General features: G+C 72.1%; 21 protein-coding genes and 1 tRNA gene. 8 read left to right on the top strand and 14 right to left on the bottom strand.

Going from position 1 to position 23908, the window contains the following annotated elements; translation table 11 throughout:
- Positions 1 to 99: 99 nt before the first annotated feature.
- Positions 100 to 2346, top strand: coding sequence for a TonB-dependent siderophore receptor (locus AC3IF3_RS25880; RefSeq protein ID WP_489230816.1), 2247 nt, complete (start codon positions 100 to 102; stop codon positions 2344 to 2346).
- Between the two features lie 94 nt (positions 2347 to 2440).
- Here the strand turns inward: AC3IF3_RS25880 and AC3IF3_RS25885 are convergent, their stop codons facing one another.
- From AC3IF3_RS25885 to AC3IF3_RS25910, 6 genes are all read right to left on the bottom strand, one after another.
- Positions 2441 to 2668: a hypothetical protein gene (locus AC3IF3_RS25885; protein ID WP_243973252.1), complete on the bottom strand. Its 228-nt coding sequence runs from the start codon at positions 2666 to 2668 to the stop codon at positions 2441 to 2443.
- A gap of 179 nt (positions 2669 to 2847) precedes the next feature.
- Positions 2848 to 4173, bottom strand: a complete 1326-nt coding sequence (locus AC3IF3_RS25890) for an adenylate/guanylate cyclase domain-containing protein (RefSeq protein ID WP_489230817.1) — start codon at positions 4171 to 4173, stop codon at positions 2848 to 2850.
- Positions 4173 to 5585, bottom strand: coding sequence for a GTPase HflX (gene hflX / locus AC3IF3_RS25895; protein ID WP_243973248.1), 1413 nt, complete (start codon positions 5583 to 5585; stop codon positions 4173 to 4175). Before hflX ends, AC3IF3_RS25890 begins: the two co-directional genes overlap by 1 nt.
- Before the next feature lie 533 nt (positions 5586 to 6118).
- Positions 6119 to 6370 carry an RNA chaperone Hfq gene (gene hfq / locus AC3IF3_RS25900; protein WP_007563033.1) on the bottom strand — a complete coding sequence of 84 codons (252 nt, stop codon included), beginning with the start codon at positions 6368 to 6370 and terminating at the stop codon, positions 6119 to 6121.
- A 196-nt stretch (positions 6371 to 6566) separates the two neighbouring features.
- Entirely contained in the window at positions 6567 to 7931 is a 1365-nt protein-coding gene (ntrX, locus tag AC3IF3_RS25905; protein ID WP_243973246.1) for a nitrogen assimilation response regulator NtrX, read from the bottom strand.
- Entirely contained in the window at positions 7928 to 10306 is a 2379-nt protein-coding gene (locus AC3IF3_RS25910) for an ATP-binding protein (RefSeq protein WP_243973244.1), read from the bottom strand. The genes ntrX and AC3IF3_RS25910 overlap by 4 nt, the downstream gene beginning before the upstream one ends.
- 196 nt (positions 10307 to 10502) lie before the next feature.
- On the opposite strand from AC3IF3_RS25910, the gene AC3IF3_RS25915 reads away from it, so the two are divergent.
- A complete protein-coding gene (locus AC3IF3_RS25915) occupies positions 10503 to 11573 on the top strand; it encodes an oxidoreductase (protein ID WP_489230818.1) in 1071 nt (356 codons plus the stop codon).
- Positions 11574 to 11764: 191 nt separating this feature from the next.
- Positions 11765 to 11857 (top strand) — tRNA-Sec (locus tag AC3IF3_RS25920).
- 118 nt (positions 11858 to 11975) lie between these two features.
- Here AC3IF3_RS25920 and AC3IF3_RS25925 read toward each other — a convergent pair.
- From AC3IF3_RS25925 to AC3IF3_RS25955, 7 genes are all read right to left on the bottom strand, one after another.
- Entirely contained in the window at positions 11976 to 13880 is a 1905-nt protein-coding gene (locus AC3IF3_RS25925; RefSeq protein ID WP_489218875.1) for an ATP-binding protein, read from the bottom strand.
- Entirely contained in the window at positions 13877 to 14872 is a 996-nt protein-coding gene (locus tag AC3IF3_RS25930) for a SpoIIE family protein phosphatase (RefSeq protein ID WP_489230819.1), read from the bottom strand. Before AC3IF3_RS25930 ends, AC3IF3_RS25925 begins: the two co-directional genes overlap by 4 nt.
- Before the next feature lie 2 nt (positions 14873 to 14874).
- Positions 14875 to 15279, bottom strand: a complete 405-nt coding sequence (locus AC3IF3_RS25935; RefSeq protein ID WP_243970951.1) for an anti-sigma regulatory factor — start codon at positions 15277 to 15279, stop codon at positions 14875 to 14877.
- Positions 15260 to 15658 carry an STAS domain-containing protein gene (locus tag AC3IF3_RS25940; protein ID WP_243970952.1) on the bottom strand — a complete coding sequence of 133 codons (399 nt, stop codon included), beginning with the start codon at positions 15656 to 15658 and terminating at the stop codon, positions 15260 to 15262. Before AC3IF3_RS25940 ends, AC3IF3_RS25935 begins: the two co-directional genes overlap by 20 nt.
- 15 nt (positions 15659 to 15673) lie before the next feature.
- Positions 15674 to 16552: an STAS domain-containing protein gene (locus tag AC3IF3_RS25945; RefSeq protein ID WP_243970954.1), complete on the bottom strand. Its 879-nt coding sequence runs from the start codon at positions 16550 to 16552 to the stop codon at positions 15674 to 15676.
- A gap of 231 nt (positions 16553 to 16783) precedes the next feature.
- Positions 16784 to 17977, bottom strand: coding sequence for an FAD-dependent monooxygenase (locus AC3IF3_RS25950; RefSeq protein WP_489230821.1), 1194 nt, complete (start codon positions 17975 to 17977; stop codon positions 16784 to 16786).
- A gap of 105 nt (positions 17978 to 18082) precedes the next feature.
- Positions 18083 to 19162, bottom strand: a complete 1080-nt coding sequence (locus AC3IF3_RS25955) for a molybdopterin-dependent oxidoreductase (protein WP_489230823.1) — start codon at positions 19160 to 19162, stop codon at positions 18083 to 18085.
- 431 nt (positions 19163 to 19593) lie between these two features.
- On the opposite strand from AC3IF3_RS25955, the gene AC3IF3_RS25960 reads away from it, so the two are divergent.
- Entirely contained in the window at positions 19594 to 19839 is a 246-nt protein-coding gene (locus AC3IF3_RS25960) for a hypothetical protein (RefSeq protein ID WP_243970959.1), read from the top strand.
- Positions 19840 to 19844: 5 nt separating this feature from the next.
- Here the strand turns inward: AC3IF3_RS25960 and AC3IF3_RS25965 are convergent, their stop codons facing one another.
- Positions 19845 to 20222, bottom strand: coding sequence for a hypothetical protein (locus AC3IF3_RS25965; RefSeq protein ID WP_489230824.1), 378 nt, complete (start codon positions 20220 to 20222; stop codon positions 19845 to 19847).
- A 145-nt stretch (positions 20223 to 20367) separates the two neighbouring features.
- Here AC3IF3_RS25965 and AC3IF3_RS25970 point away from each other — a divergent pair, with 145 nt between their 5' ends.
- The 4 genes from AC3IF3_RS25970 (at position 20368) to AC3IF3_RS25985 (ending at position 23899) form a co-directional block, all read left to right on the top strand.
- A complete protein-coding gene (locus AC3IF3_RS25970) occupies positions 20368 to 20604 on the top strand; it encodes a DUF4170 domain-containing protein (RefSeq protein ID WP_243970963.1) in 237 nt (78 codons plus the stop codon).
- 156 nt (positions 20605 to 20760) lie between these two features.
- Positions 20761 to 21705 carry a ribose-phosphate pyrophosphokinase gene (locus AC3IF3_RS25975; protein ID WP_243970965.1) on the top strand — a complete coding sequence of 315 codons (945 nt, stop codon included), beginning with the start codon at positions 20761 to 20763 and terminating at the stop codon, positions 21703 to 21705.
- Positions 21706 to 21880: 175 nt separating this feature from the next.
- A complete protein-coding gene (locus AC3IF3_RS25980; protein ID WP_489230826.1) occupies positions 21881 to 22678 on the top strand; it encodes a hypothetical protein in 798 nt (265 codons plus the stop codon).
- A gap of 177 nt (positions 22679 to 22855) precedes the next feature.
- Entirely contained in the window at positions 22856 to 23899 is a 1044-nt protein-coding gene (locus AC3IF3_RS25985) for an ABC transporter substrate-binding protein (RefSeq protein WP_489230828.1), read from the top strand.
- Positions 23900 to 23908: the final 9 nt, after the last annotated feature.

Consider the following 23908-nt stretch of genomic DNA (forward strand, 5'->3'; position numbering starts at 1 on the left):
CAGTAGTTTAGCACAATTCTAAACAGCGCGGCATCGGCGGCGGGGGCCATCCCGGCGATCGCGGCCGGCTGCCCGTGGCGTCGCATCCGGCCAGGTCCCATGAGAGTTGCTCACCCCCGTTTCCGCACCCCGCTCGCCCGCACCCTGCTGGCCGGTGCCTCGTTCGCAGTCCTGGCGCAGGCCGCGCCGAGCCTGGCCCAGGACGCGCCCCGCCGCGGCGTCGGTTCGCCGGCCGGGAGCAGCGTGCAGCTTGGGGAACTGAGCGTCGAGAGCCAGGGGGGCGGCGCGCCGGTCCCCGTGGCCCGGGCGGGCGCGGCCGCGCGGGCGGTGGAGAGCCCGACCGGCCCGGTAGACGGCTACGTGGCCAGGCGCTCGGCCACCGCCACCAAGACCAACACGCCGCTGATCGAGACCCCGCAATCGATCACCGTGGTGGGCCGCCAGCAGCTCGACACCCAGAACGCCCAGACCCTGCAGCAGGCGACGCAATACGTCGCCGGCACCTATGCGGGCACCTTCGGCGCCGACACGCGCCTCGACTATTTCCAGCTGCGCGGCTTCGTGGCCAGCGATTACGGCCTCTACCGGGACGGCCTGCAGCTCCTGAACTACGGCTTCGCCTATTATCGGGTCGACACCTACGGGCTGGAGCGGGTCGAGGTGCTGCGCGGCCCCGCCGCGGTGCTGTTCGGCGCCGGCAATCCCGGCGGCCTGATCAACCAGGTCACCAAGCGCCCGACCGAGACCCCGTTCGGCTCCATCGAGGTCGGCGGCGGCTCCTTCGACCAGCGTTACGCCGCCTTCGACGTCGGCGGCCCGGCCGACCAGGAGGGCCATTGGTTCACCCGCCTGACCGGCTATGCCCGCAACGGCGGCACACAGGTCCAGGGCGCGCCGGACGACAGCTACTACATCGCCCCGGCCTTCACCTATAAGCCGGACGGGTCGACCAAGCTCACCATCCTGTCGAGCGTCCAGCACGACAACACGGCGGTGACCTCGAACTTCCTGCCCTATTACGGCACGGTGAAGCCCACGGTGCTGGGCCTGCGCATCCCGCGCTCCCTCAACGTGGGTGACGCCGGCTTCAACACCTTCCAGCGCGACCAGGCCTCCATCGGCTACGAGTTCGAGCACGTCTTCGACGACACCTGGGCGGTGCGCCAGAACGCCCGCTACGCCTTCGCGGAGAGCAACCAGAATTCCTATATCGGCCAGCTCGGCTACGCCGACGCCCAGCAGACCCAGCTCGCCCGCTACCTGTTCCGCGACCACGCCAAGGTCGCCCAGCTCGACGTCGACACCCAGGCCGAGGCCAAGTTCTCCGACGGCTTCTTCCGGCACGATGTCCTGATGGGCGTCGAGTACCGGAACTTCCAGATCCACGACAACCAGGCCTCGGGCTTCCCCGGCCCGAACCTCAACATCCTCGCGCCGATCTACGGCCCGCAGACGGTCTCGGCCACGCCCTACCTGATCCAGGCGGACTCGTTTCAGCAGATCGGGCTCTACTTCCAGGACCAGATCAAGCTCACGCCGGAGCTGAGCCTGATCCTCGGCGGCCGCCAGGACTTCGTCGAGAACACGGTCTACGACCGGCTGACCCCGTCGAACACCAACGGCCGCAACGACAGCGCCTTCACCTACCGGGCGGCCGCGATCTACAATTTCGACTTCGGTCTCGCGCCGTACGTGATGTATGCGACCTCGTTCCAGCCGCTGATCGGCACCGACATCAACGGCCAGACCTTCAAGCCCGAGACGGGCGACCAGATCGAGGGCGGCGTGAAGTTCGAGCCGCCGGGCCAGGGCTATTTCCTGACGCTGGCCGGCTTCGACATCCACCGCAGCAACGTGCAGACCCCGAACCCGGTCAACACCCTGTTCCAGACCCAGATCGGCGAAGTGCGCTCCACCGGCTTCGAGGCGCAGCTGGTGGCCAACGTGCTCGACGGCCTCAACGTGGTCGCCTCCTACACGGTGTTCGGGATCAACAGCGTGCGGGGCAATGCCGACCAGATCGGCCGCGTCCCGGTGAACACGCCGGAGAACCTCGCCAACCTGTTCTTCGACTACACGATCCCGGCCGGCGACTGGCGCGGCTTCGGCTTCGGCGGCGGCGTGCGCTACATCGGGCGCTCCTTCGCCGACGTCGCCAACACCCTGCGGTTGCCCGACTACGTGCTGTTCGACGCGCAGGTCCACTACGATTACGAGAACTGGCGCTTCCAGGTGAACGCCACGAACCTCGCCGACCGGCGCTTCGTCTCCTCCTGTCAGGCGGAGAATTCCTGCTTCTACGGCGACGCCCGGCGCGTCCTGGCGAAGGTCAGCTACAAATGGTGAGAGGGGTCACCGCGTCTCCGCGGTAGAGCCGCGCCCGGTCCCGGTCGAGGCCCCCGGCCCGCCGCTCTCCGAGGAGCGGGCGGGGGCCAATCGGTCAGCGCATGTGCCGGCGCATCATGTGGTGGCGGTGATGGCGGTGCATCATGCGATGGCGCATCATCCCCGACTGCATCCGGGCGTTGCGGTGCATGCCGCCGAAATTGCCGTTGCCCTGGGCGGCGGCGTTCCGGTCGAGGCCGTCGCCGGGGGCGGCCAGGACCGGGGCCGCCGTGCCAAGGACGAGGCCGAGCGCGAGCGTCGCGCCGAGGATGATCTTGTTCATGGGACGAGTATCTCTCCGCGACCCTGCGCCGCGCCGACCGAACGGGTTGCGGACGATCCGGTTCCGGATGCGGCCCGGAATTGCGGCGCGGCATCCTGTGACAGGGCGCAGGGCCGCCCCGGCCGCGACCGCTTCCTCCGATCCCGGCCTCGCCTCACCCGCCCGGGGGGAGGGCCGGATCAGGCCCCCGGACCCGCCGCGATGGCCAACAGGGTGAGGGGTTCGGGCAGGGTCGCCTGCGGCACCGGGACGGCCCGAATGCCGGCCGGCAGGGCGCCCCGGAGCAGATCCAAGAAATCCCCCGAGGCGGCGACCTCGATCTCGGCGGCCTTGGCCTGGGCCTCGATCCGCGACAGGGCGTTCATGGCCGGGCCCAGCACCGTGTACTCGGCCCGGACCCCGTCGTCGAACACCCCGACCAGGAGGTCGCCCGCGTGCAGGGCGACCACGACCCGCAGGGTGAACAGCCCCTCCGCCGCCCGGGCCGCGTTGAGGGCGGCGATCCGGCGGCGGAGCGACAGGGCGCAGGCCAGCGCCGCCCGCGCCTGCGCGGCGGGCGGCCCGACCACGAACTGCACCAGCACCGCGTCGCCGATATACTTGTCCACGAGGCCGCCCCGCTCGGCCACCGCCGCCTGCGCGGCCGCCCGGACGGCGAGCAGGGCCGCCACCATGGTCTCGGGCGGGTGCTCCCGGGAGAGCCGGGAGAAGCCGCGGATGTCGAGGATCATCAGGCAGGCGTGGCGCCGGTGGACGCCCGGCGCCGAACCGCCCTCCTCGGCGGCCAGATCGAGGGCAACCGGATCCGGCACGAAGCGGGCGAGCCGGGCCCGTTCGTGCTCCATCCGCAGCGCCCGGGTCACCGCCCCGCGCAGGCGGCTCACGCCGTCGACCACGAGGAGCCCCGCCGCCACGAAGGTGGCGAGCCCGGTCACCTGCGCGGTCGGGAACGTGTCGGGCCCCGGGAACAGGTCCGGCCGCATCAGGCCGGCCAGGAAGGCCGCACTCCAGCAGGCGGTCACGAGCCCGCAGAACACCAGGGTCTGCGCCACCCGCATGCTCAGGCCGGTCTGGAGCAGGAGCAGGAAGGCCGGCAGGCGGCTCACCGCGTCGGCGCCGAGGCCCGCCCCGCCCCCGGCCAGCATGTGCTCGATGATCACGTAGACCGCGAGCCCGGCATTCAGCCCGGTGCCGGCCCAGCTGCAGCGTGTGGCGCGCGCGCCGCCGCTCCGCTCGCCGAGCCCGAACCAGACCGTCCCGAAGCCGTAGAGGCCGAGGATGAACCAGTGGCTGAGGGCGTGCAGGGAGCCGTCATAGGCCTGGGCCGCCATCAGCAGCACCAGCACGATGATGGCGCGCAGCCCGAGCAGGCGCAGGCCCCCGCCCGCCTGCATGGCCCGCAGCACCGCCGCGTCGTCCGAACCCGCGGCCGCCCGGCCCTCGGCCTGCGCCCGGGCGGGGAGCGGGGCGGGAAGCGGCGGCCTCTCGGCGCCGCCCGGGGCCATCAGCCGCCCCGGTCGAGGCGCCGGGCCGCCGCGAACCGGTTGAGGAAGCGCGGCTCCTTCTCGGGGGCGATCCGCACCGCGAGGTGCAGGGTGCCGTCCGCCTCCGCGCGCCGGTCAAGGATCTCGGCGTTCTCGTAGAGCCAGTTCAGCGCCGCCCCGTCCTCCGGCGGCAGCGCCACGGCGAAGCTCGCCCGGTGGCGCCCGATCCGCGCCTCGATCCGGCTGTTGAGGGCGGCGAGCCCCTCCCCGGTCAGCGCCGAGACCAGGACCGGCGCGGCGCTGTCGCGGTCGTTGCGGACCTTGCCCTGGCCGCTGAGATTCATCAGCCGGGTGCGCTCGTCGTCGTCGAGCAGGTCGGCCTTGTTCCAGACCTCGATGATCCGCTCGGCACTGGTCTCGATGCCGAGTTCCCGCAGCACCTCGCCGACATCCTCGGCCTGGGCCTCGGAATCGACGTGGCTGACGTCGCGCACGTGCAGCAGCACGTCGGCCTCGATGGCGTCCTCCAGGGTCGCCCGGAAGGCCGCGATCAGGGGCGTCGGCAGGTCGGAGATGAAGCCCACCGTGTCGGACAGGATCACGGTCTCGCCGTGGGGCAGCTTGGTCGCCCGGGCGGTGGGGTCGAGGGTGGCGAACAGCATGTCCTTGGCGGTGACCTCGGCCCGGGTCAGCGTGTTGAACAGGCTCGACTTTCCGGCGTTCGTGTAGCCGACGAGCGCCACGATCGGGTACGGCACCCGCGCCCGGCTCTGCCGGTGCAGGCCGCGGGTGCGCACCACCGCGTCGAGGTCGCGCTCGATCCGGGTCATGCGCTCCTGGATCATGCGCCGGTCGGCCTCGATCTGGGTCTCGCCGGGGCCGCCCAGGAAGCCGAAGCCGCCGCGCTGGCGCTCGAGGTGGGTCCAGGAGCGGACGAGGCGCGACTTCTGGTAGGCGAGGTGCGCGTGCTCGACCTGGAGCGTGCCCTCCCGGGTCGAGGCGCGGCGGCCAAAGATCTCCAGGATCAGGCCGGTCCGGTCGATGACCTTCGCGCCCCATTCCTTTTCCAGGTTGCGCTGCTGCACCGGCGACAGGGCGCAGTCCATCACCACGAGGCCGATCTCCCGGGCGCGGATCAGGCCGGCGATCTCCTCGACCCGGCCCTTGCCGAGATAGGTCGCGGGGCGGATCCGCGGCAGGCTGACGGCGAGGCTCTCGACGACGTCGAGCTCGATGGCGGCGGCCAGGCCGGTGGCCTCGTCGAGGCGCGCCTCCACGGAGCGCGTGGGCGCCGCCGGCCCGTGCCCGGACCCCGATGCGCCGCGCGCGAGGTAGGGGCCGATCACCAGGGTGTGGGTCGCCGCGGCGATCTCGCCCTCGGGGGCGGCCTGCGCCTGGAGGCGGGCTTCGCCGGACGTCAGCGTCTCGCTCATGCAGCCTTTAGCGCCGCCGGAACGCCGGCGGCTTCGTTCGAGAAGTCGGATTCGACAGAATGGTGATGCGGGCGGGCCGGGCCAAGATGCCGGCCGGGAACCGCCGCAGATATCCCACGGCGGGATGGGGCCCTCACCCGCCCCCCGCAGAGGCTGTGACGTTCACACGCCGCCTCCAGATGAGGCCAACGGCCAGCCCCAGGTGCGTCCCCCTCCCCTCTCTGCGGGGGCGGGTGGCCCAATGGGCGCCCTCTGCGTCAGCAGGGGTCGGGAGAGGGGAACGCCGCTGTAGGAAATGTCGCGCCGCTCGATCCATCCTGAACCGTCGCGCTGCCCCTCTCCCGACCCCCTTTCGGGGGCCACCCTCCCCCGCAGAGGGGGGAGGCAGGGCGGGTGTCAGCTCCGGAGCGGGCCTGAAGTCCAGCCGGAGCGATACAAATGCCGATGTTTGAACCGCGTGGCCCGCCCGGGAGACCGGACCCGCGCCGTCCAAGCCCAGGGCGGTTCGGGACGGTGCCGCCTTTCCGCGAAAATCACGCCTTCTCGGCGGTCTCGTCCGGCTCGAACAGCTGCACCGGATGGCCCGGCATGATCGTGGAGATCGCGTGCTTGTAGACCAGCTGGGAATGCCCGTCCCGGCGCAGCAGCACGCAGAAGTTGTCGAACCAGGTCACCACGCCCTGGAGCTTGACGCCGTTGACGAGGAAGATGGTCAGCGGGATCTTGTTCTTGCGGACATGATTGAGAAACGTGTCCTGAAGGTTCTGTGCGCGTTCGCCCGCCATCTTCTTGGCCTTCTTGTTGTCCCGGCTCGATCCGCCCGGGATGGGTATGTCGCGGGCCGGATCACCGACCATCCCGCCCGCGGCTTTGTATACAAGCACCATGACTTGGTGAAAGCGTGGGTGCAAGCAACCCCCGCTTCGGCGTCATCCGTGACGGATCGGCACCACTCTCACCGCGTCGGCCCGGCTCTCCCGCTCACGGGCCGATACCCAGGGACTTCAACTTCCGGTGCAGGGCCGAGCGCTCCATGCCGATGAACTCGGCGGTGCGCGAGATGTTGCCCGAGAACCGGGCGATCTGCGCCACGAGGTACTCGCGCTCGAAGATCTCCCGGGCCTCCCGGAGCGCGAGGCTCATCAGCTTCTCGCCGCCCGCGCCCCCCGGCGTCGTCGGCACCAGGGCGCCGATCTCGGAGGGCAGCATCTCCGAGGTGACCTCCTGCTCCGGGTCGGCCTGGGTCAGGATCATCAGCCGCTCGACGTTGTTCTTGAGCTGGCGGACGTTGCCCGGCCAGTTGTGCGACTGCAGCACCGCCATCGCGTCCTCGGCGATCCGGCGCTTGGGCAGGCCGGTCTGGGACGAGATGTTGTCCATGAAGAACTGAATCAGCTCGGGCACGTCCTCGCGGCGCTCGGACAGGGCCGGCACCCGGATCGGCACCACCGAGAGCCGGTGGAACAGGTCCTCGCGGAACCGGCCCGCCGCGATCTCCTCCTGGAGGTCCCGGGAGGAGGACGAGATGATCCGGACATCCACGTGGACCCGCGTCGTGCCGCCGACCCTTTGGAAATTCTGGTCGACCAGGACGCGCAGGATCCGGCTCTGGGTCTCGCGCGGCATGTCGGCGACCTCGTCGAGGTAGAGGGTGCCGCCATGGGCCTCCTCCAGGGCGCCGACCCGCCGGCCGGTCTCGCCCTCGACCCCGAACAACTCCGCCTCCATGGTCTCGGGTAGGATCGCGGCGGCGTTGAGCAGCACGAACGGGCCGTTCGACCGGGCCGAGGCCTTGTGCAGGCTGCGGGCGGCGAGTTCCTTGCCCGAGCCCAGCGCCCCGGTGATCATCACCCGGGCGTTGGTCGGGGCCACCCGGTCGAGGGTCTGGCGGAGCTGGTTGATCGCCAGGGAGGCGCCGACGATGCGGTTGGTGGTGCCGGAGCGCGCCGTCAGGTCGCGGACCTCGCGCCGCAGCCGCGAGGCCTCCAGCGCCCGCTCGGCCACCAGGATCAGCCGGTCGGCCTTGAACGGCTTCTCGATGAAGTCGTAGGCCCCCGCCTTGATGGCCGAGACCGCGGTCTCGATGTTGCCGTGGCCGGAGATCATCACCACCGGCAGGTCGGGATTGGCCGCCTTGATCAGGTCGAGCACCTGCAGGCCGTCGAGCCGGGAGCCCTGCAGCCAGATGTCGAGGAACACCAGGTGGGGCCGGCGCGCCTCGATGGCGGCCAGCGCCTCGTCCGAGCCGCCGGCCGTGCGGCAGCGGTGGCCCTCGTCGTCCAGGATCCCGGCCACGAGGTCGCGGATGTCGGCCTCGTCGTCGACGATCAGGATATCGGCGCTCATGCGTGCATCTCCGCGATCCGGGGGGCCGTCGGCGCGGCGCCCTTCTCCTCTGTCGTGACGGGACTGGTGCCGGGGTTCGCCCCGGCCGGCTCGGGCCCGTGCTCGCGCGGGATCCGCATCCGCACCTGGCCGCCGCGGCCGGCGGGATTGTCGTTCAGTTCGATCCCGCCGCCGTGCTCCTCAAGCACCTTGCTGACGATGGCAAGCCCCAGCCCGGTGCCGCCCTCGCGGGTGGTCATGTAGGGCTCGAGCAGCCGCTGGCGTCCCTCGGCGGGAAATCCCTTGCCGTTGTCGGTGACGGCGATCACCGCGAACCCGTCCTCGACGGCGAGGCTCAAGCCGATCTTGCCCTTGCCGAGCTCGGCCTCCGGCACCTCGGCCACCGCCTCGACGGCGTTCTTGAGGATGTTGGTGATCACCTGGCTGAGCAGCCGGATGTCGAAGGCCGCCACGATCTTTTCCGAATTGGCCGCGCCGCCCTCCGCCGCGCCCGTCTCGGCCGAGAAGGCGAAGTCGATGTCCGGATGCGCCACGCGCATCATGAACAGGTTCTGCTTGGCGATCTCGGTGAGGTCGTTCGGGGCGATCGCCGGCTTGGGCATCCGCGCGAAGGCCGAGAACTCGTCGACCATGCGCTTGATCTCGTCGACCTGGCGCACGATCGTGGCGGTGCACTGGTCGAACACCTCCTTGTCGGCGGTGATGACCTTGCCGTACTTGCGCCGGATCCGCTCGGCCGAGAGCTGGATCGGCGTCAGGGGGTTCTTGATCTCGTGGGCGATCCGGCGGGCGACATCGCCCCAGGCCGAACTGCGCTGCGCCTGGACGAGGTCGGTGATGTCGTCGAGGGTCACCACCGAGCCCCGGGACGAGCCTTGCGCCTGCTCGCTCGTCACCCGCACCGTGATGGTGCGCTCGCCCCGCGACCGGGCGAGCTGGATCTGCTGCTGCTGCAGGCTGCGCGGGCGGGCCTCGCTCTCGGCGAGCACCGGGGCGAGTTCCGGCACGGCCCGGGCCAGGGACTGGCCGACCAGGGCGTCGCTCTCCAGGTCGAGCATCCGCTCGGCGGCCGGGTTGGCGATGGTGACGAATCCCGACGCGTCGAGGCCGATCACCCCGGGCGAGACCCCCGACAGCACGGCCTCCGTGAACCGGCGGCGGGTGTCGATCAGGTCGCTCGCCGCGAGCAGGCCGGCATGCTGGCGGCGCAGTTCCTGGGTCATCTTGTTGAAGGCCTCGCCGAGATGGGCGAGGTCGCCGCTGGTCTTCCTGGTCGGCACCTGGGCGTAGAAATTGCCCGACGCGACCTGGTCGGCGGCGTTGATCAGCCGCCGGATCGGGGCCACGAACCGGTTGGCGAAGTTCATGCCGAACCACACCGCCGACAGGAGCGCGATCAGGGCGATCAGCAGGAACACCGACGCGAAGGTGATCTGGATCGAGCGGCGCAGGGAATCGTAGGTCAGGTACTCGGCCGCCGCCGCCCGGGACACGCCGGGGAACTCGATGGCGAGCTGGCTGACCTCCCGCTGCACCATCAGCACGGCGTCGTCGTAGGCGGGCATCCGCACCAGGGCGGCGAAGACCCGCCCCTCGGTGGGCAGCAGGCAGATCGGGTCGGCGGAGGTCGCCGCGTCCTCGAAGGCCGCCGCCGAGGGCAGGCGGTTCGTCTTGAGGACATCGATCTTGGCCCGGGCCACCACCTCGGTGGGGCCGCGCATGATCTGGGCGACCGGCAGGCCGAGATTGGTCGCCCGGGTCGTCAGGAAGGTCTGGAACCAGTCGCGGTTCACGTCGAAGTTCGGCCGCGCCCGGGTGAGGTCGTCGGCCAGGATGCGGATCTCCCGGGCGAGGCTCTGACACTGGTTCTCCTGGTAGGCGTCGGCCACCTCCACGGATTTCAGCACCACGTCGCGGACCCGGTCGGTGAAGCCGAGCGACAGGCCGCGGTCGATGGTCACGGAGGCGACCACCGCGAGCAGGATCGTCGGCAGGATCGCGATCAGGCTGAATAGGCCGACGATGCGGGTGTGCAGCCGCGCCACCGCGGCGTTGGCCTTGCGGGCGTGCAGGAAGACCCGCGCCTCCCAGGCGATGATGAAGGCGAGGCCGAGCACCAGGGCGGCGTTGATGCCGAGCAGCGTCACGCCGTAGGCGGGCGTCGGCGTCACCCGGATCACCCCGGCCAGGATCAGGAAGGTCGCCAGCGCCGAGATCAGGGCGGTGACCACCACGGCGGCCCCGACCCAGCCCGGACCGCGGGGGCCCGGCCGCAGCGATTCCGCCAGCGCCGCGTCCTGACCCGTCCCCTCGCCCGTCCCTTCCGGGTCCGGCGCGGGGCCTTCCTCTGTCGGTGAGCGCTGCAGGAACGGCATGACTGGTGCAGGGCCACAACAGTGTGGCGGAATTAATACGACTCGGCCCGTCGATGATGACGCGCGCAAGTTGAGTTCATCGCGGGTCCACCACCACACGCCACGCCGCGGCGCCGGGATTTTCCGGTGGCGACTCGGCCGGCCCCGGGCGTAACCCGGGGCCGGCCGCGCGGCGGGGCCGGAGGAGGACCGAGGCATGACCGGCGTTTCCCCCGCCGCCGCGATCCGGGTCGGCCTGATCGGCTACGGCTATGCCGGCCGGACCTTCCACGCGCCCCTGATCCGCGCCGTCGCCGGCCTCGATCTCCGGATGGTCGGCTCGCGCGATCCCGCCCGGGTCGAGGCCGACCTGCCCGGTCTGGCGGTCGTCGCCGATCCCGTGGCGGTCGCCACCGCGGCGGCGGTCGACCTCGTGGTGATCGCCACCCCCAACGACACCCACGCCCCCCTGGCGCGGGCGGCCCTGGCGGCGGGCAAGCACGTGGTGGTCGACAAGCCCTTCACCCTCGACCTCGCGGAGGCGCGCGCCCTGCGCGACGCGGCGCGGCGCCGGGGCAGGCTGCTCGCGGTGTTCCACAACCGGCGCTGGGACAGCGATGTCCTGACCGTCGGCAGAGCCATCGCCGGGGGCGTGATCGGACCGGTCCGGCATTTCGAATCGCATCTCGACCGGTTCCGCCCCCAGGTCCGCGACCGGTGGCGCGAGGGCGACGGCCCCGGGAGCGGGATCTGGTACGATCTCGGGCCCCATCTCCTCGATCAGGCGCTCCTTCTCTTCGGCCTGCCCGACCGGGTGACCGCCGCCCTGGCGCGGCTCCGGCCCGGGGCGCGGTCCGACGACTGGGCCCACGTTGTGCTGGACTATCCGGGCCTGCGCGTGGTGCTGCACGCCAGCATGCTCGTCGCCGGCGGGTCGCCCCGCTTCCGCGTGCACGGCGAGGCCGGCAGCCTGATCAAGCACGGGCCGGACCTCCAGGAACGGCAGCTGCTGGCGGGCCTCGCCCCCGGGGCGCCGGGATGGGGCGCGGATCCGGACGCGCTGGAGATCCATGACGGGGCCGGGCGGGTGACGCGTGTGCCGGCCGTGGCCGGGGACCAGCGCCGATTCTACCAGGGCGTGGCCGAGACGATCGCCCGGGGGCCGGTCGACGACGCGGCGGCGCTGGAGGCCGTTCGCGTGATGGCCTGCCTCGAGGCGGCGCTCACGTCGGCCCGGACCGGGGCGTCGGTCGGCCTGGCGCTGGCGCCGGACGAGCGGGGGCCTTGAGCGGGCGGCGTCGATCCCGACGGTCGGGGCATTCGGGGGCGGGATCCGGCCGGCCGCGACCTTTGCGCGCGGCCCGGCCGCCGCGTCCGGCCGCGGCCCTGCCGTCGCGTCTGGACGCGGCCCTGCCGTCGCGTCGGGACGCGGCGGCCGGGACCTTGACCCCGGCGGCCGCGGCCCCTAGCTCCGATTATGGAGGCGAACGGGGTCTGGTGGCCCTCCTGGTCTTCAAAACCAGCGGTACGCCAACAGCGTACGGTGGGTTCGATTCCCATCCGCTTCCGCCAAATCCGTCCCCGAGCCTGCACGGCACGACAGGGCCCCTGCGATCCCGACCGGGGTGAAGCCCCGTCGGCGTTCCGCCCGGCCCTGAAACCATTCCGCAGGCGGGACGCGTCCGGGATCTCAGGCCGTGCCGCCCTCGATCATCGCCCGGATCCGCGCCACCAGGGCTTCCATCGGGAAGGGCTTGGTGATCATCGCCATCCCGGGATCGAGGAACCCGGAGGCGCTCGCCGCGGTCTCGGCATAGCCGGTGATGAACAGCACCTTCAGGGCGCGCCGGGTCTCGCGCGCCTGATCGGCGAGCTGGCGGCCGTTCAGCCCCGGCAGCCCGACATCGGTGACGAGCAGGTCGATCCGCCCCGGGGTCTGCAGGACCCGCAGCCCGGCGGGGCCGTCCACGGCTTCGAGCACCCGATAGCCGAGATCCTGCAGCACCTCGACGATGAGGTCGCGGACGACCTGTTCGTCCTCGACCACCAGGATCGTCTCGCCGGCCCCCCGCCGCATCTCGGCGCCGGCGACGGAGCCCGTCCGGATATCGGCGTCGCCGTGGTGCCGGGGGAGGTAGAGGGTGATCGACGTCCCCGTGCCGACCGCGCTCTCGATCCGCGCATGGCCCTCCGACTGCTTGGCGAAGCCGTAGATCATGCTCAGGCCGAGCCCGGTGCCCTGACCGAGCGGCTTCGTCGTGAAGAACGGGTCGAACGCCCGGGCGATGACCTCGGGGGGCATGCCGGTGCCGGTGTCGCGGACGACGATGCGGACGTACTCGTCCGGCGGCGCACCCGGTCGCGGGGCGGCGTCCGTGTCGGCGAGACGGCCGTTGCCGGTCTCGATCGTCAGCGTGCCCCCGTCCGGCATCGCATCGCGGGCGTTGATCGCCAGGTTGAGGATCGCGTTCTCGAGCTGGTGCGGGTCACACAGGGTCGGCCACAGCCCGGGGGCGGTCTCGATGCGCAGATCGATGGCCTCGCTGATCGTCCGGCGCAGCAGGTCGGACATGCCGACGATCAGGGCGTTGGCGTCGGTGACGCTCGGATCGAGCGGTTGCCGACGGGCGAAGGCGAGCAGCCGGTGGGTCAGCGCGGCGGCCCGGTCGGCCGAACTCATCGCCGTGTCGAGATAGCGCCCGAGGGTCTCGATCCGGCCCTGGGCGATGCGGGACCGCATCAGGTCGAGGGACCCGACGATGCCGGTGAGCAGGTTGTTGAAGTCGTGGGCGATGCCGCCGGTCAGTTGCCCGACCGCCTCCATCTTCTGCGACTGGCGCAGATCCTGTTCCATCCGTCCGCGCTCGACCGCCTCGGCGCGCAGGCGGTCGTTGGCCTCGGCGAGTTCCCGGGTCCGCGCCGCGACCTGGCGCTCCAGGTTGGCCCCGGCCGCGCGCAGCTGCCCGGCCTGGGCCTCCAGCTCGGCATACAGCGCGACCACGCCCCGGTTGGTCTCGGCGAGTTCGGCGTTCAGGCGCCGCGCCTCCTCCTCGCGCTCGGCCAGGTCGGACAGGCTGCGCAGGAGGTCGCGGTTGTGCTCGCGCAGGGTCGCGCCGGGATCCTCGGCCTGCGCCCGGGCCGCCGCGTCGGCGAGGGCGGCGAGCTTCGGGCCGGTGAACGCCTCCCCGTTCGGCGGCAGCAGCTTGCCGAAGGTGACGACCGTGCCCTGCCCGGGGGCGGACGCGATCTCGAACCGGTCCATCAGGCGGCGCGAGCCGGTGATCCCGATGCCCAGGCCGGTGCAGGAGCGGTAGCGTCCCTCCAGGATCTCGGCGAGATCGGCGATCCCCGGGCCGCGGTCGCTGATCCTGACGACGAGGAACTGCCCCTCGCGATCCTCGTCCAGGCCGTACTCGACCTTGCCGCCGCCGGCATAGCCGTAGGCGTTGCGCGCGATCTCGGAGACGGCCGTGGCGATCCGCGTCTGGTCCTGGACCCCGAAGCCGATCCGGTCGCTGATCCGACGCACGCGCTGGCGCACCGCGACGATGTCGTCCTCGTGCGCGATCGGTGCGGTGAGCAGCGGCCACTTCACGCGGGCCGGTTCCGGATCACGACCACGGTCGCGTCGTCGCGGACGCGGGTGAAGTCGCGGTAGAGCACCCCCGCGATCAGGCTCGGATGCGCGCCGATCAGGCCCGGGTAGGCCTCGAGCGCCCAGGCCGTGCCGATGCCGTCCGAGCACATCACGAACAGGCCGTCCGGGTCGAGCCGGTACTCGAATTCCTGGATGCGGCGGGCGACGTGGCCGGCGGTGCCGGGCAGCGAGACCGTGCGCTTGGTCCCGCCGGCCCCGACCGCGGCGCCGGCGACGTTGCCGATGCCGGCGAAGGTCACCTGCGCCCTGTCGGGATCGTAGCGCGCCACCGAGACGGCGCCCCCGCGGGTATGCCCGAGGCCGGCATGCACGGCGGCCAGGATCGCGCCGGGCGGCGCGTCCTCGTGCTTGCGGAACAGCCGGACCGCCTGATCCGAGGCCTGGGCGGCCAGGGGACCGTGCCCCAGACCGTCGGCGACGATCGCGGTCCATCCGTCGCCCCGGCGCCGGACGCAATAGGCGTCGCCATTGGCCGTCTCGCCCTTCAGAGGCACCGTGACCGCGCCGACCGTCGCCTGCGGGGCCGCCGAGGCGGCGACGGACTTCTGCAGGCGGGCCACCACCGCGGTGCCCCGTCCGGGCCAGGATATGACGTCGAAGGCCTGCGACTGGCGCCGGACCGCGCCGAGGCCCGTGCCCGCGCTCCCGCCGGTCGAGTGGCCGTCGCGCAGGGCGTCGTCGACGTTCGGGAAGCCGGCCCCGCGATCGAGGGCGAGGAGCTCGATGCCGGTGCCGGTCTCGTCCTCGAAGGTGCCGATCAGGACCTCGCCCGCGGTGCCGTACTTGACGAGATTGGTCGCCAGCTCCGTCGCCACGATCGCGACGCGCCCGGCCGCGGTCTCGTCGAAGCCGAGGCCCTGGGCCATCGTCACGGCCCGTCGGCGCGTCTCCGCCACCTGGCTCGCCTCGGTCACGGGCACGCTGAGCATGGTCATTTCCAGCGGGCGATGGTGACGCGGGTGCCGACCCCGGGCGTCGATTCGATATGGAACTCGTTCGAGAGACGTTTCGCTCCCCCCAGCCCCAGCCCGAGGCCGCCGCCGGTCGTGTAGTGGTCGGTCAGCGCCCGGGCGATGTCCGGGATGCCGGGGCCCTGGTCCACGAAGCTCAGGCGCAGGCCCCGGCGCGCGCCCTCCTGCATCACGTCGAGGCGGACCTCGCCGCCGCCGCCGTAATCCAGGGTGTTGCGCGCGAGTTCGCTCGCCGCGGTGATGATCTTGGTCTGATCCACGAGGCCCAGGCCGATCCCGACGGCGCGCACCCGCACGGCCTGGCGCACGCGCACGACGTCGTCGCTGGTGCGGATCGGCAGGACCTCAGTCGTCGTGACGGGCACGTGCACTCTCGAGGTCGTCGTCCTCGGCGAGCCGGTCGCGGATCATCGCCAGGCCGCGCTCGACGTTCAGCGCCGTCCGGATGCCCGTCAGCTCCAGGCCGAGTTCGACCAGGGTGATGGCGACGGCCGGGCGCATGCCCGCCACGACGGTCTCGGCGTCGAGCACCCGGGAGATGGCGGCGATGTTGTCGAGCATCCGGCCGATGAACGAATCGACGATCTCCAGCGCGGAGATCTCGATGAGCACGCCGCGCGCGCCGGTCCCGGCGATCCGGGCGGTGAGGTCCTCCTCCAGGGCCAGGGCGAGCCGGTCGTGCATGTCGACCTGGATGGTGACGATGAGCACGCCACCCAGCTTGAGGATCGGGATGCGGTCCATGGAATCGGCCGTCGATCAGGAGGCGGTCGGGGACAGGGCAGATTGCCTGCGGGTGACGATCCGGCCCGTCCGCTTCAGGGCCAGGGCGAAGGCATCGGCCAGGGTCGATTTCGAGACCACGTTCAGTTCGACGCCGAGATGGACCATGGTCTGGGCAATCTGCGGCCGGATGCCGGAGACGATGCAATCGGCGCCCATCAGGCGCGCGGCCGCGATGGCCTTCAGCAGGTGCTGGGCGACCAGGGTGTCGACGGTGGGCACCCCGGTGATGTCGATGATGGCGATCTCCGCCTCCTCGTCGACGATGGCCTGGAGGAGGTTCTCCATCACGACGCCGGTGCGGGCGCTGTCCAGGGTCCCGATCAGCGGCAGGGCGAGGATCCCGTCCCACAGCCGCACCACCGGCGTCGAGAGCTCGGCGATCTCCTGGCCCTGGCGCCCGATGACCTCCTCGCGGCCGGCGAGGAACACCTCCATGGTGTGCAGGCCGAGGGCGTCGAGGAGATGGCTCGCCGCCCAGGTGCCGCCGGTCGCGGCCGCCGGGTCGCCGCCATGGGTCCGGTCGATGGCGGCGAAGACCGGCTCCTTGAGCGAGAACACGAAGTTGGCGGTATCGGTGGGCGTGAAGCCCTGGATGGCGCGCGAGCGCGAGATCTCGGACAGGGTGTCGCGCAGGGCCGCATAGGCGTCGGCCCGGACATCCGTCCCGGCGGCCGCGAGGCCGTCGCGCAGCTGCTCCAGGACCGTGCGCGCCTGCGTGTCGAGTTCCGCCTCCCGGATGCGGCCCGTCTGGAGCGAGCCGCCCGCCTTCAGGAGCGCGAGCCAGGCCGCGCGGATCCCCGCTTCCTCAGCGGCGACGGTCTGGGTCAGCGCCGCCGTTCCATCGACCGCCATGCTAGAAATCCCGCAGGTTCACCAAAGTCTTCAAACAGCCTCTACCTGAAGCGCGGCCATATCGATAGCTAATCGTTGCCCAAGCGGCCGGAGCGAGACCGTCCTGATCCGGTTTGGATACGATCGAGTGTGATCGGCGTGCGGTTTCTGGCGTGGTCGAGCGCCTTTCCCGGGCCAAGCCGGGGATCGTGGACGGGCCTCGGTCTGAGCCGCGTGCGCCGGGGCGCGGTCTCAGGTCGGGTCGCCGTAGCCGGAAAGGTCGGGCTCCCCGGAGGGACCGCCGAACAGTTTCGCGCCCGCGCGCCGGATGGCGGGCGTGCTCGCGACCTTCAGCACCCCGTGGAGCAGGCGGATGCCGAGCCGCGTGCGGGGGTTCATCAGCTTCGGCGCGAGCGTGGGGACGCCCTGCGCCTTCGCGACGAAGGGGCGCATGACGCGCGCGTAGGCGGCGACCGCGGCGGCGACCGCGTCGGTGCGCGCCAGCTCGCCCGCCAGCACGCGGGCGCCCGTGAGCGCCAGCGTGGTCCCGATCCCCGCCAGCGGCGTCGCGCACCACGCCGCGTCGCCGGTCAGCACGACGCGGCCGGCCGACCACCGCGCCATCCGCACTTGCCGCAGGACGTCGACGTAGAAGTCGTCCGTCCCCTCCAGGCCGGCGAGGACACGCTCCGCCTGCCACCCGGCATCGGCGAAACGCGCCCGCAGGTAGGCCTTCTGCCGGGCGGCGTCCCAGCCCTGCTCCGCGCCGGGCGGCTGTCGGAGCATCAGCATCGCCCGCGTGGTGCCGTGCCGGTCCGGCCGCAGCGCGATGCCGCGCCCGCCCGTCGCGTTGAACCAGCGCCACATCCGGTCGTCGTCGGGCGTCCGGGGGATGGTGAAGTAGGCGATGGTCAGGCCCATCCACCGCGGTTCGTTCTCCCCGGGAAAGACGAGGTCCCGGGTCGCCGAACCCACGCCCTCGGCGACGATCACCGCATCGTAGCGCTCGACCCCGCCGCCCGCGAAGGTGACGGAAGCGGCCGCATCGTCCTGGTCGATGCGCGCAACGCGGTCGCCGAAGCGGAAGCGCGCCCGTTCGCGGGCCGAATCGTAGAGGAGGCGGGCCAGGTCGCCGCGGAGGATCTCCATCTCGGCGGTCGGGCCGTCGCCCGCGAACCCGGCGACGTCGAACCGGGCCACCGCCCGGCCCCGGCCGTCGACCCAGGCCGTGCCCTCCTCGCCGGTGCCGTTGTCGAGCGCGGCCCGCTCCAGGCCCATCCCGCGCAGCACCGCGCGGCCGACGCCGCGGACGTCGATGTTCTGGCCGCCGTCCCGGAAGGCGGGGGCCCGTTCGACCACCGTGACGTCGAAGCCGCTGCGGCTCAGCCACCAGGCGGCGGTGTTGCCGGCGATGCTGGCGCCGGTGATCAGGATGCGACGCGCCATGGGGAAGCGACCTCCGGGTGGGGCAACACGGCCCCGCGCAACCGGTTGCCATCGGGCGTGTCGGCCCTTCGCGCCGCCCGGACGCCGCGGCGGCGTTTCCGCGCCTCAGGCGACCGTCACCCGCACCCGGTGCCAGCAGGTGCAGAGATAGCCCTTGTGGTTCCAGGTGTCGTCGGGGCGCGCCGGCTGGGTCTGGCCGGCCGAGTCCCAGGCCCGGACGGCGAGCTCGTGCTCCCCGGGCGGCAGGTCGAGTTCGGCCGTCCAGAAGGTCCAGGCGAACGGCGCCTCGGGGGCGTGCTCCAGGGCGGCCTGCGCCCAGCGCCGCCCGCCATCGCCGGAGACGTCGACGCGGATGACGGCCCGGTCGCCCGCCACCGCGTAGCCGCGCACCGCGTTCGGTCCGGCCCGGAGGGCCGCGCCGCGCGCCGGCTCGCAGATCGCGGCGTTGAGGGGCATCGCCTCGATGGTGTGCCCGCGGGTCGGGTCGGCGGTCTCGGCCGTCACGTCGGCCGGGTACAGCTTGTAGTCGCCGGCCTGGATCGGGTTGTCGGAGGGATGGGCCTGGACCGTGATGCGCCGGAGCCATTTGGGGCTGCGCACGCCGGCGAAGCCCGGCACCACCACCCGGACCGGGAAACCGTGCTCGGGCAGCAGGGCTTCGCCGTTCATGGCGTAGGCCAACAGGGTTTCGGGGGCCATCGCCTTGGCGAGCGGGATCGAGACCCCGTACGGGTGCCCCTCCACCGTGTCGTGGCTCTCGAAGGCGACGTGGAGGTCCGCATCCGTGCCGATCCCGGCCCCGCGCAGGACGTCGCCGAGCCGGACGCCCGTCCAGTCGGCCGTGCCGATGGCGCCCCCGTCCCACGGATCGCCCGAGACGGGGGCGACCGCCCGCATGTCGGCGCGACGATTGCCGGCGCACTGCATCGTGGCCGTCACCGTGACCGCGGGGAAGCGGGTGCGCAGGCCGTGCAGCGTGAGGTCCAGCGCGGTGCCGACCGCGCCATCGACGATCAGGCGCCACGTGTCCGGATCGATCTCCGGCAGGTCGCCGTGGGAGCGGACGTAGAAGTCGCGGGCGGGGGTCCGGTAGGCGTCCCGCAGCCGGCCGAGGGGCGGTTCGGCATTGTAGGGCTGGTCGCCGTGGACGATCAGGCGCGCCTTGCGCTCGGACAGGCTCGACATCGGGGCTCCGGTTCGGCGGGGACAGGACGCCAACGCGCGACGCGCGCAGTCGCTCAACCCGCGCCGGCCCGGATGCGAGCGGTGGATCGCGGCGGATCCCGGTGAGGGTCACCGGATCGGATGCGCGTCAAAACCCCTTCGAACCCCTTAGAATCCGTTGCCCGCACAGATCCGGGCGGAGGCGGCGGAGCGCCGCGGATCCGCGCGTGCCGGACATCGGCTGCGCCGCGCTCTCGACAGTCCGGACCGATGACTTCATGTTCGTCATTATCCGAAGGGTTAGCTGCAGTGAAATTGGCGATCGTGACGGTTCAGAACGGTGACTTTCCCGGCCGGTTACTCCGATGGGCCGCTCCCGTACCGGGGGTTCCTGGCCCGCGCCGGCCCGTAGGCCCCGCGCCGTCCGCCGGCCGCCTTCCCTGAGGCCGGCCATGCTGGACACCCTCGTCACGCTCTTCCCGCCCGGTCTCCGCGCGGCGCTGCGCGCCAGGGCGGCGCCCTTGGTGGCTCTTTGGCCGGCCCGGCGACCCGGCGGCTCCGTCCCCCTGGCGGGCCGCGACCCGAAGCCCGCGGCGATGCGGCCCCTCCGCCCGCCGGTCGCCACGAACGACAACCCGCTCCTGGCCGTCCACGAGGCCGTGGAGCGGGATCTGCGCGCCAGCGGTCACCTGCGCTGAGGCCGTCACCGCCCGGCCGGGACGGGACGGTCGGCCGCCCCGGCCTCGATCCAGTGGCAGGCCGTGGTGCTCCGCAGCGCGGCGCAGTCGTAGCTCCGGCCGCCCAGGGCGACCCGGTCGGCGATGCCGGTGATGTCGGCGCGGGGCAGTGCGGCGCAGCCGAGATGGTCCGCCTTCGGATCGGCGAGCTGCGCGGCCGCCGCCTGCGCGCCGCCACGCATCAGCATCCGGTAATTGGCCAGCGACGGGCAGCCGATCACCGGTGGCCCGGCCCGCCGCTCGGGGGCGGCCCGGCCCGGGGCCCGGCCCGCCGGCTCGCCCGAGGCCGGCAGCGCCGACAGGGCGAGCGCGACGAGTGCCATGCGGAGACGGAAGCGTGTCATGGGCCGCTCCTAGCATGACGCCCCGGCGATTTCGCGGCCGTCGCCGGGGAGGCCTGCGGCGGCGGCAGGGCTCGGATGCGGCGTTTCAGGCTTGACCGGACGCCCGCCATTTGCGAGCGCCGCGGATGAGCGTGGAGGAGTGGCCATGGCGACGGCGATCGACAGCGACCAGAAGCTGCACTTGGTCTTCGGCGGCGAGTTGCAGGATCTCGACGGCATCCGCTTCCGGGACATCGCGAACCTCGACATCGTCGGGATCTTTCCGGACTACGCTTCGGCGCAGGCCGCATGGCGCGCCAAGGCGCAGGCCACCGTCGACAGCGCCCAGACGCGCTACTTCGTGGTCCACCTGCACCGGCTGCTGGAACCCCCGGTCGCCTGAGCGGCCTGTGCGCACATCCGTAAGGACTGCGTGAAGGCATTGTGACACTTCCGGCCCGCTGCTAAGAGCCTCGCCCGTCATCGCATCGTTCCGGCCCATCACGGGACCGGTCATCGGAGCGCGGCGGGCAGCCCGGCCGCGAGTGAGCGGCCGCCCATGAAATCCTCCATCAAGATCGTCGCCGGGAATGCCAGCCGGCCCCTGGCCGAGGCGATCGCGGCCTATCTCGAGCTGCCGCTCGCCAAATGCATGGTGCGGCGCTTCGCCGACATGGAGATCTTCGTCGAGCTGCAGGAGAACGTGCGCGGCGAGGACGTGTTCATCGTCCAGTCGACCTCGTTCCCGGCCAACGACCACCTGATGGAACTGCTGATCATGATCGACGCCGCGCGCCGGTCCTCGGCCCGGCGCATCACGGCGGTGATCCCCTATTTCGGCTACGCGCGGCAGGACCGGCGCACCTCGGGCCGCACCCCGATCTCGGCCAAGCTGGTGGCCAACCTGATCACCGAGGCCGGGGCCGACCGGGTCCTGACCCTCGACCTCCATGCCGGCCAGATCCAGGGCTTCTTCGACATCCCCACCGACAACCTGTTCTCCGCCCCCGTGATGGTGCGCGACATCAAGGAGCGGCTGCCGAGCGCCGACCGCATGGTGGTCTCCCCCGACGTCGGCGGCGTCGTGCGGGCACGCGCCATCGCCAAGCGGATCGACTGCCCGCTCGCCATCGTCGACAAGCGCCGGGAGCGCCCGGGCGAGTCCGAGGTGATGAACATCATCGGCGAGGTCGAGGGCCGCTCCTGCATCCTGGTCGACGACATCGTCGATTCGGGCGGCACCCTGGTCAACGCCGCCGAGGCGCTGCTCAACGCCGGCGCCAGGGACGTCTCGGCCTACATCACCCATGGCGTGCTCTCGGGGGGCGCGGTCTCGCGCATCGCCGCCTCGCGGATGAAGGAGCTGGTGATCACCGATTCGATCCAGCCGACCCAGGCCGTCAAGCTCGCCCGCAACATCCGGGTGGCGACCATCGCGCCGCTCCTCGGCGAGGCGATCGGCCGGACCGCGACGGAATCCAGCGTCTCCAGCCTGTTCGACTGAGCGCGGCCCCCGGAAACTGAGCCGCAGTCCCGTCCGGGCGGGAGGGCCCTATCTGGCCGGTTCGGCACTCTCTTCGGTCTGGGAGCGGACACTGGGTCGGGCGCGCATCATCGGCATCCACGGGCTCGCCAACAAGCCGCCGCGCGACGAGAAGGCGGCGTGGTGGCACGCCGCGATGCGCGAGGGGCTCGCCCGCAATCTCGGGCTGCAGGTGCCCGAGGCCGGCCTGCCCTTCCGCTTCGTCTACTGGGCGGACCTGCGCTACCCGCAGCCGCTGACTGGCGCGGGCAACCGCGAGCCCTACCGCCCCGATCACGGCCTCGGCCCGTTCCCCTCGCCGGCGGGGGATCCGGCCAGCGCCGCGCCGACGCTCACCGACCGGATCTATCGCGGCCTCTCGCACCTGCAGGAGGCCACCGGGCTGACCCCGGTGGACGACCTGATCCTGGAATACCGCCTCGACGACCTCTGGGGCTACTATGCGGACGCGGCGTTCCGGGCCTCCACCCGGGAGCGCCTGCGCGTCGCCCTGGCCGAGGCCGCGGGGGAGGACGTGCTGATCGCCGCGCACTCGATGGGCGGCCTGATCGCCTACGACGTGCTGCGCGCCGCCGAGGCCGACGGGACCCCCCTGCCCCGCTGCACCCTGGTCACCCTCGGCTCGCCCCTGGGGCTGGCCGAGCTGAAGCTGAAGCTCGCCGACGAGCACGGCGCCCTGCGCGTCCCGGCCGCGCTGACCGCCTGGACCAACCTGATGGACCGCCAGGACATCGCCACGGTGGGCGACGATCTCGGGGCGATCTGCGCGCCGAACGCCGCCGGCGTGCGGGTCCGGGACGTGCCGGTGATCAACGCCTACCGGGGGCCGGACGGGACCGAGAACCGGCACAAATCCTACGGCTACCTGCGGACCCCGGAATTCTCGAAGGCCGTGGCCGGGTTCCTGGCGGCGCCTCCGGCGGAGCGCGGCTGATCGGGCCGCCGTGCCGGCCGCGCGGACCGCCGCCCGGGAAAAAGAGGCGGCGCCCGGGCGTGGCCGTCAGCGGAGCGCGGCGGCGGGGCCTTGCGCGCACCGGCGCGAGGCTGTCCACTCGCCGCCAACGAAGCCCGGCGCCCGATACGAACCGGCCGGGCCGCAGGGAGGATCGATATGGTGCGCGCGTCGCGGACGGGCTCGTTTCGGCTGGGTCGCCGCCGCCTCCTCGGGGTGGGGCCGGCCGCCCTCCTGCTGGCCGGGCTGGCGCTCGTCGCCCCCGCCCGGGCCGAGGATGCCAGGGTCCGGATCAGCCGGCAGCCGGGCTTCGTCTACCTTCCCGCCGTGCTCGCCGAGCAGCACAAGCTCATCGAGAAGCACGCCAGGGCGGCCGGCCTCGGGGAGGTGACGGTGGACTGGGTCAACCTGACGAGCGGCGCCGCCGGCAACGACGCGCTGCTCTCGGGCAACATCGACATCGTCGACAGCGGCTCCACCAACATGCTGCTCCTGAACGACCGGACCCGGGGCGACGTGAAGGGCCTGTGCGGCGTCGGCTCGACGCCGATGCTCCTGCTGACCCGCGATCCGGACGTGAAGACGGTCAAGGATTTCTCCGGCAAGGACAAGATCGCCCTGCCCTCCGTGAAGGTCTCGTCGCAGGCGGTGCTGCTCCAGATCGCCGCCACGAAGGCCTTCGGGCCCGAGAACGCGACCAAGCTCGACCCGCTCACCGTCCAGCTCGGCCATCCCGACGCGGTGGCGGCGCTGGCCAGCCCCCGCAACGAGGTCAACAGCCACTTCTCCCTGCCGCCGTTCCAGCAGCGCGAATTGCAGGATCCGGCGATCCACGTGGTGCTGAACTCCTACGAGCTGGTCGGCGAGCCGGTGAGCAACGCGATCTTCTACGCCCGGACCGGCTGGTACACCCGCAACCCGAAGCTCGCCGCCGCGATCGTGGCCGCCATCGACGAGGCCAATGCCGAGATCGCCAGGGACCCGCTCCAGGCGGCCAAGGACTACGTGGCGGCCACCAACGAGAAGACCCCGCCCGAGACCCTGGTGGCGATCATGAAGGAGCCCGGGACCAACTTCTCGACCACCCCCTACGGCATCATGCTCCAGGCCCGGCACTTCTACGCGATGAAGACCATCAAGGCCGAGCCCAAGGACTGGAAGGACACGTTCTTCCCGATCGTCCACGGGCTGCCGGGGAAGTAGCCCCCGGCG

The sequence above is a fragment of the Methylobacterium sp. J-118 genome (assembly GCF_057836565.1).

Bases quoted from the DNA above. Each gene is read 5' to 3' on its own strand.
- AC3IF3_RS25880 (WP_489230816.1), top strand. From the start codon at position 100: ATGAGAGTTGCTCACCCCCGTTTCCGCACCCCGCTCGCCCGCACCCTG.
- AC3IF3_RS25885 (WP_243973252.1), bottom strand. From the start codon at position 2,668: ATGAACAAGATCATCCTCGGCGCGACGCTCGCGCTCGGCCTCGTCCTT.
- AC3IF3_RS25890 (WP_489230817.1), bottom strand. From the start codon at position 4,173: ATGGCCCCGGGCGGCGCCGAGAGGCCGCCGCTTCCCGCCCCGCTCCCC.
- hflX (WP_243973248.1), bottom strand. From the start codon at position 5,585: ATGAGCGAGACGCTGACGTCCGGCGAAGCCCGCCTCCAGGCGCAGGCC.
- hfq (WP_007563033.1), bottom strand. From the start codon at position 6,370: ATGGCGGGCGAACGCGCACAGAACCTTCAGGACACGTTTCTCAATCAT.
- ntrX (WP_243973246.1), bottom strand. From the start codon at position 7,931: ATGAGCGCCGATATCCTGATCGTCGACGACGAGGCCGACATCCGCGAC.
- AC3IF3_RS25910 (WP_243973244.1), bottom strand. From the start codon at position 10,306: ATGCCGTTCCTGCAGCGCTCACCGACAGAGGAAGGCCCCGCGCCGGAC.
- AC3IF3_RS25915 (WP_489230818.1), top strand. From the start codon at position 10,503: ATGACCGGCGTTTCCCCCGCCGCCGCGATCCGGGTCGGCCTGATCGGC.
- AC3IF3_RS25930 (WP_489230819.1), bottom strand. From the start codon at position 14,872: ATGCTCAGCGTGCCCGTGACCGAGGCGAGCCAGGTGGCGGAGACGCGC.
- AC3IF3_RS25940 (WP_243970952.1), bottom strand. From the start codon at position 15,658: ATGGACCGCATCCCGATCCTCAAGCTGGGTGGCGTGCTCATCGTCACC.
- AC3IF3_RS25945 (WP_243970954.1), bottom strand. From the start codon at position 16,552: ATGGCGGTCGATGGAACGGCGGCGCTGACCCAGACCGTCGCCGCTGAG.
- AC3IF3_RS25950 (WP_489230821.1), bottom strand. From the start codon at position 17,977: ATGGCGCGTCGCATCCTGATCACCGGCGCCAGCATCGCCGGCAACACC.
- AC3IF3_RS25955 (WP_489230823.1), bottom strand. From the start codon at position 19,162: ATGTCGAGCCTGTCCGAGCGCAAGGCGCGCCTGATCGTCCACGGCGAC.
- AC3IF3_RS25960 (WP_243970959.1), top strand. From the start codon at position 19,594: ATGCTGGACACCCTCGTCACGCTCTTCCCGCCCGGTCTCCGCGCGGCG.
- AC3IF3_RS25965 (WP_489230824.1), bottom strand. From the start codon at position 20,222: ATGACACGCTTCCGTCTCCGCATGGCACTCGTCGCGCTCGCCCTGTCG.
- AC3IF3_RS25970 (WP_243970963.1), top strand. From the start codon at position 20,368: ATGGCGACGGCGATCGACAGCGACCAGAAGCTGCACTTGGTCTTCGGC.
- AC3IF3_RS25975 (WP_243970965.1), top strand. From the start codon at position 20,761: ATGAAATCCTCCATCAAGATCGTCGCCGGGAATGCCAGCCGGCCCCTG.
- AC3IF3_RS25980 (WP_489230826.1), top strand. From the start codon at position 21,881: ATGCGCGAGGGGCTCGCCCGCAATCTCGGGCTGCAGGTGCCCGAGGCC.
- AC3IF3_RS25985 (WP_489230828.1), top strand. From the start codon at position 22,856: ATGGTGCGCGCGTCGCGGACGGGCTCGTTTCGGCTGGGTCGCCGCCGC.